At 47.3% G+C, this 14,197-nt stretch carries 12 protein-coding genes; all 12 read right to left on the bottom strand.

Annotated features, from left to right (window positions below):
- Positions 1-2: 2 nt before the first annotated feature.
- The 12 genes from trpS to mraY all read right to left on the bottom strand — a co-directional run bounded on the left by trpS (position 3) and on the right by mraY (position 14,158).
- On the bottom strand, positions 3-1,094 hold the full coding sequence (gene trpS, locus K401_RS0120920; protein WP_024294792.1) for a tryptophan--tRNA ligase: 1,092 nt from the start codon (positions 1,092-1,094) through the stop codon (positions 3-5).
- Positions 1,095-1,341: 247 nt separating this feature from the next.
- Positions 1,342-3,780: a homocysteine S-methyltransferase family protein gene (locus K401_RS0120915; RefSeq protein ID WP_024294791.1), complete on the bottom strand. Its 2,439-nt coding sequence runs from the start codon at positions 3,778-3,780 to the stop codon at positions 1,342-1,344.
- A 23-nt stretch (positions 3,781-3,803) separates the two neighbouring features.
- Positions 3,804-4,451, bottom strand: coding sequence for a vitamin B12 dependent-methionine synthase activation domain-containing protein (locus K401_RS0120910; protein ID WP_024294790.1), 648 nt, complete (start codon positions 4,449-4,451; stop codon positions 3,804-3,806).
- Positions 4,452-4,524: 73 nt separating this feature from the next.
- A complete protein-coding gene (gene metF, locus K401_RS0120905; protein WP_024294789.1) occupies positions 4,525-5,382 on the bottom strand; it encodes a methylenetetrahydrofolate reductase [NAD(P)H] in 858 nt (285 codons plus the stop codon).
- 154 nt (positions 5,383-5,536) lie between these two features.
- Positions 5,537-6,634 carry a hypothetical protein gene (locus tag K401_RS0120900; protein WP_024294788.1) on the bottom strand — a complete coding sequence of 366 codons (1,098 nt, stop codon included), beginning with the start codon at positions 6,632-6,634 and terminating at the stop codon, positions 5,537-5,539.
- 15 nt (positions 6,635-6,649) lie between these two features.
- Positions 6,650-6,976, bottom strand: coding sequence for a helix-turn-helix domain-containing protein (locus K401_RS0120895; RefSeq protein WP_024294787.1), 327 nt, complete (start codon positions 6,974-6,976; stop codon positions 6,650-6,652).
- Positions 6,977-7,054: 78 nt separating this feature from the next.
- Positions 7,055-8,398, bottom strand: coding sequence for a cell division protein FtsZ (gene ftsZ / locus K401_RS0120890; protein ID WP_024294786.1), 1,344 nt, complete (start codon positions 8,396-8,398; stop codon positions 7,055-7,057).
- Positions 8,399-8,516: 118 nt separating this feature from the next.
- Complete coding sequence (locus K401_RS0120885; RefSeq protein WP_024294785.1) at positions 8,517-9,245, bottom strand: cell division protein FtsQ/DivIB; 729 nt, start codon at positions 9,243-9,245, stop codon at positions 8,517-8,519.
- On the bottom strand, positions 9,242-10,492 hold the full coding sequence (gene murA / locus K401_RS0120880; protein ID WP_024294784.1) for a UDP-N-acetylglucosamine 1-carboxyvinyltransferase: 1,251 nt from the start codon (positions 10,490-10,492) through the stop codon (positions 9,242-9,244). The genes K401_RS0120885 and murA overlap by 4 nt, the downstream gene beginning before the upstream one ends.
- Before the next feature lie 68 nt (positions 10,493-10,560).
- Complete coding sequence (locus tag K401_RS0120875; RefSeq protein WP_024294783.1) at positions 10,561-11,712, bottom strand: FtsW/RodA/SpoVE family cell cycle protein; 1,152 nt, start codon at positions 11,710-11,712, stop codon at positions 10,561-10,563.
- 116 nt (positions 11,713-11,828) lie between these two features.
- Positions 11,829-13,175 (bottom strand): UDP-N-acetylmuramoyl-L-alanine--D-glutamate ligase, encoded by a 1,347-nt coding sequence (murD, locus tag K401_RS0120870; RefSeq protein ID WP_024294782.1) that lies wholly within the window; start codon positions 13,173-13,175, stop codon positions 11,829-11,831.
- A gap of 14 nt (positions 13,176-13,189) precedes the next feature.
- Positions 13,190-14,158: a phospho-N-acetylmuramoyl-pentapeptide-transferase gene (gene mraY, locus K401_RS0120865; protein ID WP_024294781.1), complete on the bottom strand. Its 969-nt coding sequence runs from the start codon at positions 14,156-14,158 to the stop codon at positions 13,190-13,192.
- Positions 14,159-14,197 lie beyond the last annotated feature (39 nt).

Below are 14,197 nucleotides of genomic sequence, written 5' to 3'. Positions count from 1 at the left end.
CTCTATTCCTGGCCCTTATACTTTCTTGCCTGTTCCTCAATATATTCCAGATCATCAAAATAATTGATCTTCATGGCTTCCTTTACACCCTTTAAAGTCCGGGCCGCCGCTGCCTCAGCTTTGTCGCTTCCCTCTTTTAATATCTGATATACGTAAGGAATGTTGGCTTCATATTCCTTACGTCTTCTGCGGATCGGCTCTAATTCCGCCTGAAGGACACTGTTTAAGAACCGCTTCACCTTTACATCGCCTAAACCGCCCCGCCTGTAGTGATCTTTAAGCTCATCAAGATTCTTATAATCAGGAAGATATTTTTCAAAATCCTCATCCTTGCAGAAGGCATCAAGATAGGTGAATACCGTATTCCCTTCCACTTCTCCCGGGTCGGAAACCTGGATGTGGTTAGGGTCTGTGTACATGCTCATGACCTTTTTCTTAACTTCATCTTCTGTATCGGATAAATAAATGCAGTTTCCAAGAGACTTGCTCATCTTGGCCTTGCCGTCAGTTCCCGGAAGCCGCAAGCACGCCTTATTATCAGGAAGCAGAATCTCCGGCTCCACAAGAGCTTCTCCATAAACGGAATTGAACTTGCGCACAATTTCCCTGGTCTGCTCGATCATAGGCTCCTGGTCCTCTCCCACAGGCACCGTAGTGGCCTGGAACGCCGTAATGTCTGCTGCCTGGCTGATTGGATAGGTAAAGAAACCTACGGGAATGCTGGTTTCAAAATTCCTCATGGCAATCTCGGATTTTACCGTAGGGTTCCGCTGCAGCCTGGATACGGTTACCAGATTCATATAATAAAAGGACAGCTCTGTAAGCTCCGGAATCTGTGACTGGATGAACAGAGTACATTTCTTCGGGTCCAGCCCGCAGGAAAGGTAATCCAGCGCAACCTCAATAATATTCTGACGGACCTTTTCCGGATTATCGGCATTGTCCGTAAGCGCCTGAGCATCCGCGATCATAATAAAAATCTCGTCAAATTCCCCGGAATTCTGCAGTTCCACCCTGCGCTTTAACGAACCTACGTAATGGCCGATATGGAGCTTTCCGGTAGGCCGGTCCCCTGTTAAAATAATCTTTCCCATGTTTTTTGGTACCTCCAGATGTGTTGTATCGTAAATCCGTAGTGCAAAGCGGACGAATTCTATCAGTCATGGGGATTCCCATGACTGATAGAATTCGTTCGCTCACGGGCATTCTCCCTATGAAACGGGCCATGACAAGATTTTCTTATGTGCAAGCACAATGAAAATCTTCTTCTGTCCCGTTTCGCACTGCTCATTGCTTTCGTGGATATTATACCATTCATACCGTATTTGTCAATCGGGCTGGTTATTTTACGTGAAATACTCCTTCCGCATAATTGACGGAAGCCATGGCATCCCGGCAGTACTGGTCTGCGCCGATGGTCTTTGCATATCCTTCCGTAAGCACGGCACCTCCTACCATCACTTTCACAGAAGAAGCGGTCTCCCTAAGCTGTCTGATGGTCTCTTCCATGCTGGGGACCGTGGTGGTCATAAGAGCGCTTAAGCCTACCAGCTTTACCTCTTCTTCCACCGCAGTTTCCACGATCTTCTCCGGAGGAACGTCCTTTCCCAGGTCAATCACATCATAGCTGTAGTTTTCCAGAAGGACCTTTACAATATTCTTGCCGATATCATGAATATCTCCCTTGACCGTAGCCAGGATGATCTTTCCCTTTTTCTCCTGTGCCAGACCGCCTTCCGCCATCTTCTCTTTTATGACCTCAAAAGCTGCCTTGGCAGCTTCCGCACTCATAAGAAGCTGAGGCAGAAATACTGTTCCATTTTCAAAGCCCTTTCCCACCCGGTCCAAAGCAGGGATCATCTCCCCATTTATGATGGCCAGAGGCTCCTGCTCCTTTAACAGCTCCGTTACCGCGGCATGGGCCCGGTCCTTAAGGCCCTTTGCAATGCTTTCTGAAAGGGGCATATCGCCCCCGGAAACGCCGCTTGCCAGGGAGGAAGTTCCCGGCCTTACCGTTTCCCCCAACGTAGCCACCTGACCGCTGTAAACCGATATATAACCGCTGCACTGGGGATCTAAATCCGCCAGAGTCCGAAAGCTGTAATAAGAACGCATCATTGCTTCTGAATTGGGGTTTATGATGGCGGCACTCAGGCCGTTTTGAAGGGCCATTGCAAAAAAGGTGGCATTGATGATCTCCCTTTGGGGAAGACCAAAGGAAATGTTGGAAACCCCCAGTATGGTCCTGCCTTCCAGCTCATTCCGGACCCTTCTTAAGGTTTCAAGAGTGGTCAGTGCCCCTTTGCTGTCAGAGCTGACCGTCATGCAAAGGGCATCTATGATAATGTCTTTTTTCTCAATTCCATATTCTGCGGCCTTCTCATAGATTTTCTTTGCAACAGCAATCCTTCCGTCTGCTGTCTCCGGGATTCCAGCCTCATCAAGAGCAAGGGCGACCACAACGCCTCCGTACCGTTTTACCAGCGGGAAAATGGCCTCCATCACTTCCTTTTTCCCATTTACGGAATTGATGAGGGGCTTTCCGTTATACACCCTCATAGCCTGCTCCATTGCCTCCGTATTGGAGGTGTCGATCTGAAGGGGCAGGTCGATGATGCTTTGAAGCTCCTTGATCACTTCCACCATCATGGAGGGTTCATCTATTTCCGGAAGTCCAACGTTCACATCCAGAACATGGGCCCCATTGTCCTGCTGGGTCACCCCTTCCCGAAGGATATATTCCAGGTTGTGATCCCGAAGGGCCTGCTTAAACTTGGATTTCCCCGTTGGATTGATCCTCTCTCCGATGATGACCGGGTCATCACCGATCAGGACCGCCTGTGCATAAGAAGAAACCACAGTCCTGTTTTTCTTATCCGGATGCCTGACAGGAAAATCCTTACAAAGGGCCACCGTCTTTTCAATGTGTTCTGGCGTGGTTCCGCAGCAGCCGCCGATTACACAGGCTCCTTCCTCTGCAATTTCCTTCATGGCAGCCGCGAATTCTCCCGCATCAATATCATAAACTGTTTTCCCGCCTTCGCTTCTTGGAAGCCCTGCATTGGGATTTACAATAACCGGTATGGAAACCACCTTCATGATGTCTGTTAAAATGCCCTTCATCTGAATCGGGCCCAGGCCGCAGTTGATTCCCAGGGCATCGACCCCCAGGCCCTCTAAAAGGGCGACCGTGGATTCTACGTTTCCTCCGGTCAAAAGCTTTCCTTTTTCATCAAAAATCATGGTCACAAATACGGGAAGGCTGCAGTTTTCCTTTGCAGCCAGCACAGCCGCCTTTGCCTCATAGCTGTCGCTCATGGTCTCAATGAGCACCAGGTCCGCGCCTTCCTTCTCTCCGATCCTAACTACCTGGGAAAACATCTGGTAGGCATCTTCAAAATCCAAATCTCCCAAAGGCTTTAAAAGCTTTCCAGTAGGACCTAAATCAAGTGCAATATACCCCTTTTTCTTTCCAGCCGGAAAGACAGCCGTTTCAACCGCTTTTTTTGCATTTTTTAACGCCGCAGTCACCACCTCTTCCAGATCAAATTCTGCTCCTTTGTGGAATTTCAGACCATTGGCCCCAAAGGTATTTGTCTTTATGATGTCTGCCCCCGCTTCCAGATAATCACGATGAAGCTTTGTAATAATATCCGGGTGCTTTACATTCCATGTCTCCGGCAGTTCTCCCGGTTCTAAGCCGCTGGCCTGCAAAAGACTTCCTGTTCCGCCGTCAAAAAATACGATCCGTTTCTTTATCTCTTCTAAAATTCCTGCCATAGGTTCCTCCATCTGCATTTGTATCATTCATTTCTCCGGTATGCACAGTCCGTCTTTACACAGGATTCGCATCCCTTTATCTCACAGCGGTAAGGTTTCCCGCTAACTCCCATGACCGCAGTGACAGACTTGGAAGGCGTCATGAGAAGGCTGTCCGTAAGCATAATCCCGATCCTTTTAGGTGTTTCCAGAACCGCAGTAATATTCCTCTGGCACTCTAAGGGAAAGTCTCCGTAGCCAGGGCTGAATCTGGGCCTTAAATACAGCTTCCTGTCCTCATACTCCTGCTTCAGCTTCCGGTTCTCTTCGTCACAATATTCCTCAATCATGGCAGCTGCAGCAGCCTGCATGATAACAGCTTTGCTCATCTGCAGCTTTGTATATTTATGCAGGAGCACATCAACCCCCGCGCCTAAAGTGGCGGCAAATAAGATCACCTGTTCACAATCGGCTAAGTTCCTGCTTAAATTCCGGCTTCTGGTCTTAAATACGGTGAAATCGATTGTGTCATGGTCAAGCAGTTCCAGGGGATATACCCGGCTTATGCTTTTTGGGGATGCAGCTGCCGTAAGCTCTCTGACGCATTCTTCAATCAAAGCATTTACGGTTTCATCCCCTTCATTTTTCCCGTATCCCAGATACCGCCGGATCTCCTTTCGGCTGATTTCCATTGATATTCCTCCGTTTTTCATTTTAAAACGGGCCCGACTCTTTTAAAAGGAGCCGGACCCAGATTGAAAGGAATCACAGTATCTCAGAAAGGTTCTCCTTGATTTTTAACGCCACATCCGGCTTATTCATGGAATAAACGTGAATGGCATTTACTCCGTTGGCGATAAGGTCAATGATCTGTTCTGTGGCATAGGCGATTCCTGCCTGTTTCATAGCTGCCGGATTCTCTCCGAACCTGTCTACAATAGCCTTAAAACGGGAAGGCAGATAGGTTCCTGACAGCTGGCAGCTTCGGATGATCTGCCTCACATTGGTCACAGGCATGATCCCTGCAACCACCGGAACGGTAACACCCTTTTCCCGGATTCGGTACAGGTAATTGTATAAAATATTATTGTCAAAAAACATCTGGGTGGTAACAAAATCACATCCTGCTTCCACCTTCTGTTTTAAGTAATCCATATCAATGGTCTTGCTGGCGGATTCTACATGGCCTTCCGGATAACAGGCAGCGCCAATGCAAAAATCCCCTGCCTCTTTTATTTCCCTGATCAGCTCAGAGGCGTAATTGTATTCTCTCTTAACAGGAGCATCAGCAGGCATATCTCCCCGGAGAGCCAGCACATTTTCTATTCCGGCCTTTTTCAGTTCACCAAGGACCTGGTGCACCTTATCCTTGGTGGAAGAAACACAGGTCAGATGAGCCAGAGCCGTCACATGGTACTCATGGTGCAAGGCAGAAGCGATATCAACGGTATACCGGCTGGTTCCCCCGCCTGCCCCGTATGTGACACTCATGAAAGCCGGATTCAGCTTTGCGATCTCCGCCGCCGCCCGTTCCACTGATTCATATTTATCCTCGGTTTTAGGAGGAAATACTTCAAAGGACAAGGTAGGCTTCCCCTGGCTCAATATGTCTTTAATTTTCATGCTGTCTGTCTCCTGTCTTTGGTCTCATTATTACTGCCATGCACTTTGGGCACAGCGCACCCCGCTTCATTGGGCGTAAGGGTATACCCACAAAATGTTGCATTTATCTTTTAACACTTTACCACAAAAAACTGAATTCCGCAATATATCCTGTTTACGTTTCCTGGCTTTCCATCACCTGAGGATTGCTGTAAGAAACGTAGATCCTGATCCCATCATTGGTAAGATAAGCGTTGATATCAAACAGCCCTTCCATAATGTATATTCCATCTTCCTGCCATTCCTTTGTCCTGGCCTGTTCCATAATGGCCGGGATGCTGCTTTCTTCCTGGGGGATTCCGGCGCCTGTTTCCGTAAGCCTTAAAAACTCCTCTAAAAAGACAAGGGAAACCTCCCTGTCCTTTAAGGAAGAGATATAGTCATGAAGCTCCCCTGTAGCCGTATCATAATTGATATCAACATACTGGAATACGTATTCTTCATCGCTTGGATCCAGCTGGCTGGTCACCTCATCCTCAAAAGAGAAGCTTTCTACTGTCTCATAATAGGATATAGGACCGTCTTCTTCTTCAAAAATATAATTGTCAGAATAAACCGCTCCATCTTCCACCTGATAGCCATAGTCTGTCTCTTTAAAAAACTGCCCCATGGCTGCCGCGATCTGCCTGCCGTCAGCAGGAAAATGAATATAGCCGGTACAAGGTTCTCCGGAAGCTTTTACTTCCTCTTCTTCAAGCTCTGTAAAACCGGAATCATCGTAGGGAACCGCTGTTTCATAAGTGCTGTAATTGCTTTTATCTTCCATCAACTGGCCTACGGTTCCAATGACCTTTGGAACGGCATTTAAAACAACCATCAGGGTAAGAAACCCTGCCAGAGGCGCCAGAGGCTTCCTCCCCTTTTTTGCCTGCCCTGGCTGGGAAGGTCTGGAAGGATTATGGCCGGCAGCAGGCCTGACAGGCGTTCTCGTCTCCTGAGGTCTGGGGGATACCGGTCTCTGAAGCACACTCTTCTGCCTGGCCGGACTCTGGGTATTCCCTTTTTGCTGATTCCCCTGAGCATTCCCTCTCTGTTGGTTTCCCTGCCTGTCCGTCTTGGGAATATTACGTTCTTCATCATAAGAGGGTCGTCTTTCATTTAAATAATAATCTGTTTTCCACAGAATGGGCCGTCGGACCATCCTCCTGCACCGGGGACAGTAATTCATTTCGTTTACCGGAAGATCACAAACCGGACAAATCTTTTTCATCATCCTTAATCCCTCCTTCTAACCCAGCACCAGATGAGCCACTGCAATCTCGTCATCCTCCCTGAAGCCCTGGGCACAAACCTGTATATCATAAACGTATTTCTCTTGAAAGCCTGTAATGGAAGCAATCTCCGGAATGCTCTTTCCTTCCTGAGCCAAGACCAGCACCTGATGGACATCCCCAATTGTCTTTTTTAACAGTTCATCGTTTTGGCCGGAAGGTTCAAAGCCAGCGGTCTCCTTGTCAGATTCCGTGATAAAATCTTCCAAAGACAGATTCTTTTCATTTTCCTTGCTGTTATAATAATCCTCTGAAATCTCCCAATCCTGTTCTTTCTCTGACATTCTGCCACTCCTTTCCTCGGGTGTTTCAAAAACAGGCAGGTTCATCGGAACCTGCCTGATTATGTAGCTTCATAAGTTTTATCTTTTATTTCTTAAAAAATCCGGAATGTTGATCTGAACTTCCTTGTTCACGGTTGGACGATAGGGCTGTCCGCCTCCCTGAGGAGGAGTACCCTGGGCATTATTCTGTCCCTGATAATTGGGCTTAGTATAGTTTCCGGCTCCGTAGTTCTGGTTTCCATAATTCTGGTTATTATAGTTGCTGTTGTTATTTGGATAATTCTGATTATTATAAGCCGGGTTGGAATAATTGGCATTTCCGTAGTTAGGATTATAGTTCTGGTTATATCCGGGAGTTGCTGCAGTAGCGGCTGCCTCCTGATTCACGGCCTGGTTCTGAGCTGCTGCTTTTGGCTGTTTATAGTTAGGATTGGAAAAATTCGTCATGACCTTGGACACCGGAGTCTCAGACTGGAGGTCCAGACCGGTTGCGATCACGGTAATGCTGGCTTCGTCATGAGCATTCTCATCATACATTGCTCCAAAAATAATGTTTGCTTCATCTCCTGCCATCTCCTGGACATAGCTGGCAGCCTCATTTGCTTCCACCAGGCTGATATCACCGGAAATGTTAATGATGACATGAGAAGCGCCCTCAATGGTAGTCTCAAGCAACGGACTGGATACCGCCTGCTTTACGGCTTCCAATGCCTTTTCATCACCCTTTGCCCTGCCGATACCGATATGGGCAATGCCCTTGTCTGTCATTACTGTCTGAACATCTGCAAAGTCCAGGTTAATGAGTCCCGGCACATTGATTAAATCTGTAATGCCCTGTACGGCCTGCTGAAGGACTTCATCTGCTTTTTTTAAGGCATCCGGCATGGTGGTGCGCCTGTCCACGATTTCCAGAAGACGGTCATTAGGGATTACGATTAATGTATCTACACTCTCTTTTAAACGTTCAATACCGTTATTTGCATTGCTCATACGGGTCCTTGCTTCAAAACGGAAAGGTTTTGTCACAACGCCCACAGTAAGAATTCCCATATCCTTTGCGATCTTGGCCACAACAGGAGCTGCTCCGGTACCAGTACCGCCGCCCATTCCGCAGGTAACGAATACCATATCCGCACCCTTCATGGCCTGGGCCAGATCGTCCGCATTCTCCTCTGCCGCTTTTTCACCGATCTCCGGCTTGGCGCCTGCACCAAGACCTTTTGTCAGTTTCTCTCCGATCTGCATGGCTGTAGGAGCCTTGCAAAACTGCAGAGCCTGCTTGTCCGTATTGATTCCAAGAAATTCAACACCAGCTATATTCTCATCGATCATGCGGTTCACCGCATTGTTACCTGCACCGCCTACTCCGATTACCAGAATTCTTGCCGCATTATCCGCCTCATTTATCTTAATCTCTAACAAGATTATATCCTCCTTTAACCATAAACAGCTTACTCTATAAACCTAATTAATATAATATTTGATTTTCACGAAAATATCAACCATTTTTTAAACAAAATTCCAAGCAAATTATGTAAATTCATTTATTCTTCACAAACCTGTAAGAAGTGACAGTATCCGCCTCATCATATGTATCAAGATAAAGGGTCCCTGATAATCCTCCCAAAACAGGAAGCTGGTTCTTTAACTCGGAGATTTTTCCATTCATCTGGTCATTGCTTCCAAGAAAAACCTTAATATCTCCCATGAAAAGAGTCGCATCTCCCCGGGAATCATACCGGATCTGGTCAACCGGAATTTCCTTGGTTGATAAAAGCTGGGTCAGGTTCAGGATCTCACTGAAGATCTTCCCTTTTTCCACCGGCAGGGGCTGGTGCAGAGCGATATGTCCGAACTGCAGCCCCGTAACCCACGGAATACCGTCAAGCTTTCCGCTGGAGCTTTCCACAACGATGCCATCCTTGTCAAAATACATATAGCTGCCCATATAGGAGACATAACCTACCACGGACTTCTCATAGACGATCACTTCAACCTTTACCGGGCTTTGGAATACGATTTTGTAGTCCTCCACAAAAGGGATCTGTTCATGCTTTCTAAAACGATCCTTATAGAGACAAAAAACCGCATTCCGGTCCCAGCCGTCCTTAAATATAAAATCAACAATCTGCTCCGATGTGTACTTTTTATTGCCGCTCACCGTAATATCCCTGATCTGCAGTGACAAAAAAATGACTGTTCCCAGAAATATCACGGCGGCTGCAATTCCAAATTTAATTCTTCTTCTGCTTTTTCTTAAATCTTTCATTCCATCCCTCTGATCGCTGCACCAAGACTGCTTAAGTCGCTGCAGATGTCTACATATCCCCGTTCAATATGGTGGCACTCATGGATCTCAGTCACGCCTTCACAGGCAAGACCTGCAACCACAAGGGCCGCGCCTCCCCGCAGATCTGTGGCAGTTACCCGGTTTCCCTTTAAAGGATAAAGCCCGCGCACCACAGCCCTTTTTCCTTCTATTATAATATCTGCCCCAAGCTTCTGCAACTCCTTTGCTGTCCCAAAACGTCCTTCAAAAATGGTTTCTTTCAGCCTGCCGGTGCCTTTTGATGAGGCCATGACAGCCATTAACTGCGACTGAAGATCCGTGGGAAATCCCGGATAAGGTTCTGTCATAACATCTATGCAGTCAGGACGCCCTCTCATGGATACCTCCAACTGGTTTTCATACTGTTTTATATCAGCACCCATTTTTTCAGTAAGAGTAAGAACAGAGGTTAAATGCCCGGGTTGGATTCCCTGGAGCACAATATTTCCTTCAGCAGCCATAACAGCCATTAAATAAGTTCCTGCAACAATCCTGTCACCTGCCACAGTAAATTCAGAATCACAAAGCTCTTTTACGCCCGTGACCGCCAGCCTGGAAGTACCGGTCCCATGGATTTTGGCGCCCATATTGTTTAAGAATTCACAAAGAGTAATGATCTCCGGTTCCTTTGCAGCTCCATGGATGACAGTTACCCCCTGGGCATATACAGCAGCCATCAGGGCGTTTTCCGTAGCTCCCACGCTTGGAAAGGGAAAATAAATATCGGCGCCCATCAGCCGATCCGCGGACGCCAGAAGCTTATCACCCTTTTCCTCAATGACCGCCCCAAGTTTCCGAAAGGCAGACAAGTGCAGGCCAATGGGTCGTTCCCCTATGGAACACCCTCCGGGAAAGCTGGTGACCGCATTCCCGGTCCTTCCAAGGAGCGGACCAGACAGCATAATAGAGGAGCGCATGCTCTTTATATACGCTTCCGGTATTTCCGCCTGTGTCAGAGTCGATGCATTAATTGTCAAGGAATGGCCGTCAAAGCCGCATATACAGCCAATATGCTCAAGTATCCCCAGCATACAGAACACATCCTGTATCCTGGGGACATTATGAATCACTGTTGTACCTTTATGGAGAACCGCTGCTGCCATCATGGGCAGAACAGCATTTTTGGAACCCTGAATTTTTATCTCACCTTTTAAGGATCGTAACCCCTGGACCTGTATGACTGACAATCCGGTACCTCCCATGGCTTCTTATATACTATCCTATGTTAAGAGTGAGAGAATGGTTTCACATCCTATTATTTTTCCAGCTTTATCTGGTTGGAAACGCTTAAAACCATGCCCATTTCCATCATTAGAAAAAGGACTGAAGTACCTCCATAGCTGATAAAGGGAAGGGTGATGCCCGTATTTGGTATGGTGTTGGTAACAACCGCAATATTCAAAATAACCTGTATGGCAATATGCCCCATGACGCCTACAACCAGCAAAGCTCCGAACAGATCCGGCGCATTATCCGCAATGAGCATGAAACGGTAAATCATAAAAAGGAATATCAGAATCACGGAAACAGCTCCGAAAAGACCAAGCTCCTCACAGATAATGGAAAAAATCATGTCGTTTTGTGCCTCCGGCACAAACCCCATCTTCTGTATGCTCTCTCCTAAGCCTCTGCCTACCAGACCGCCGGAACCTATGGCATAAAGCCCCTGAAGCACCTGATAGCCTCCTGTGGAGGGATAAGCCTCCGGTTCCAGCCATACCAGGATACGGCCCAGCTGGTAGTCATGAAGGATATTAAGCTTTTCCAGGACAGTGGCCATTGGCCCGGCAAAAGCCAGTAAGCCTACCCCCCCTAAACCGCAGGCAAAAAACGGCCATTTCTTTTTACAGGACACAAACAGCATGACAAAAGCAATCCCGGCAATGATGATTCCGGAGCTTAAGTTATTTGCCGCTACGATCCCTGCAATCGGAAGAGTCGTCACAATTACCAGAATCACGCCGTTTCTTGAGTTAATATTCCTTCCCATCTGAACGATCAGAACCGCCAGCATGACAATTAGTGCAATTTTTACAAATTCTGTAGGCTGGAAAGATAGACTTCCCACTCCCAGCCACCTTCTCTTTCCATTTACTTTACGCCCCACCAGGGATACGGTGATCATAAGAACATATGATAGGACGTAAGCAAATACGGCAAACTTGGCGTACCAGTGGTAATCCATTTTAGATATTACAATCATGATAACAAAGCCTGCCAAAGCGATCTTAGCCTGCCTCATCATGAAATAAGCGGCGTTGTTGAATTTAAGCTGGGCTGCATATGAGCTGGAGCTGTAAATCATGACTAAGCCGAAAACAGACAGAAATATCACAGTAAATAAGAGACTGTAATCATAAAAACGGCGCGGTTTATTCTTTTTCTTCACTGGCCTTTTTTCTGCCATATCATTCCTCCTCGCCAACTGCTATTTTATTCAACCAGGCCGGCGGGCATGAACTGCGGCCTGGTGGGCCGCCACGACACCGCCATGGCATTCATAATTTGACGGGCTCATTGCTTCTACAAAGCCCGGACGCAATCCTTGAAAATTTGGCCACGTTCTTCATAGCATTTAAACATCCCCCAGCTGGCACAGGCCGGGGACAGGAGGACGTGGTCTCCTCTGTTGGCATATGAAGCGCAGACCTTTACCGCCTCCTGCATATCCTCCGCATACATTACATTGGTAAAACCATGTCTGGCTGCACATTCGGCAATTTTTTCCCTGGTCTGACCCAGAAGCACCATGTATTTCACTTTTCCGTCAAAGGATCCGATCCATTCGTCATACTCTGAGTTCTTATCATACCCTCCTGCAATGAGCAGAGTCGGCCCCGGCATGGCCTTTATCGCCTGGATGGCCGCATCCGGATTGGTTCCCTTGGAATCGTTGTAATACTTTACTCCCGCCTTTTCCGCAACAAATTCGATCCGGTGCTCCACCGCCTTAAACTCGCGGATCACCTTCTGAATGATTTCCATGGGCACTCCCATTTGGGCGGATATGGCGGCTGCTGCCATGATGTTTTCATGGTTATGGCGGCCAAGAAGCTGGATCTCATGGATATTTACGATCTCCATCCTCTCTCCGTCATGGTTCCAAATGATCCTGTCGCCGTCCATACAGTAACCTTCTTCCAAAAGCTGGCTGCTGCTGAAATAGACTGCCTTAGGCTTCATGGTTTTACCAAACTCCCGCAATACAGGATCATCATAATTTAAAACGCAAAAATCCTGAGGCCTCTGGTTTGATGTAATCCGTTCTTTTACTTCTATGTAACATTCCATGGTTTTATGACGATCTAAGTGGTCTGGCGTTATGTTTAAAATGGCGCTCACATCCGGACGGAAATCCGTGATGGTCTCCAGCTGGAAGCTGCTGATCTCCGCTATTGTTACCGAATCATGATCAGTCTTTAAGGCTTCCTCCGTATAAGGAACTCCAATATTTCCTACTACAAATACGTGGTCATAATATGCCTTCATGATCTCACCGGTAAGGGCCGTAGTGGTTGTCTTACCATTGGTTCCCGTGATCGCTGCCAGCTTTCCTTTTGCATGGTGGTAAGCCAGCTGGATCTCACTCCAGACCGGAATATCCGCCTCTTTCAGAACAGGGACAAAAGGGGCATCCAAGGAAATGCCGGGGCTTATGACGCATAAGCTCACACCTGCAAGGTCTTCCTTATGAAGCTCCCCCAATAAAACTGAAATCCTTTCTCCTTCTCCAAACTGGAGAAGCAGGTCCTCCTTATGAAGGGCCGCATTGCTGTCATAAAGAATCACTTCACCGCCTGTTTTAAGGATCAGCCTGGATGCGGCAATACCGCTTTTTCCGCTGCCGGCGACTAATATTTTCTGACTCATATGGTTTCTCTCTCCTATAATCCAAGGTATGCAAGCAGGCAAAGAACCGCTGTCACGATTGCAAACACAGCTACCACCCGTGTTTCCGACCAGCCGCTAAGTTCAAAGTGGTGGTGGATGGGAGCCATCTTAAAAATCCTCTTTCCGCCTGTTCTCTTAAAATATGTCACCTGAATGATGACGGATAATACTTCGATCAAATAAATGAAGCCGATAATAGCAATGAAAATAGGGATCTGCATCATAAAGGCACTGGACGCAACAAAGCCTCCAAGCCCAAGGGAACCGGTATCCCCCATGAACACCCTGGCAGGGTACACGTTAAAGAGCAGAAATCCCAAAAGGCTTCCAACCACCGCACCGGTAATGGGACTGATGCCGGTATTCTCTCCGATGGACACCACAGTCAGGAAGGTGGCCACCAGAATGGTCACGCTGGTGCAGAGCCCATCCAGTCCATCGGTGAAATTCACCCCATTGTCAGTCCCTATTACGATAAAAAATACTGCCGGTACAAAGAGTATGCCTAAATTCAGAAACAGCCCTTTTTCAAAGCCTCCGGTAAAGGGAATCAGCATTTCGGTCCCCACATCTTTTGAATGAAGCAGATAATAGGCAAAAATGCCTGTAATGATTAACTGCCCTGCCATCTTTTGAACAGGCGTAAGCCCCTCTGACCGCTTCATCACGATCTTGATGTAATCATCAAGGAACCCAACGATACCAAATCCCACAGTCACAAAAAGCACAGGAATGATCTTCGGGTATTCCCTCACATAGAACAGCGATGTAATAATAATGCTGGTCAATATGATAAGCCCTCCCATGGTGGGAGTACCCTGTTTTTTCATATGGCTTTCAGGCCCTTCCTTGCGGACCTCCTGGCCGAATTTCAGCCTGTGGAGAAATGGGATTACAATGGGACACAGCATGGCGCTGATGGCAAATGCTATGATGATTGCCAGAATCGTTTCGTTAATCATGTCACACCTCAATATTTTATGTATTTGTATTTCAAAAGT

The organism is Lacrimispora indolis DSM 755 (assembly GCF_000526995.1).
GTDB classification, from domain to species: Bacteria; Bacillota; Clostridia; order Lachnospirales; family Lachnospiraceae; genus Lacrimispora; species Lacrimispora indolis.
The sequence above is the reverse complement of the archived record's forward strand: the minus strand, read 5'-3'. Positions and strand labels throughout refer to the sequence as shown.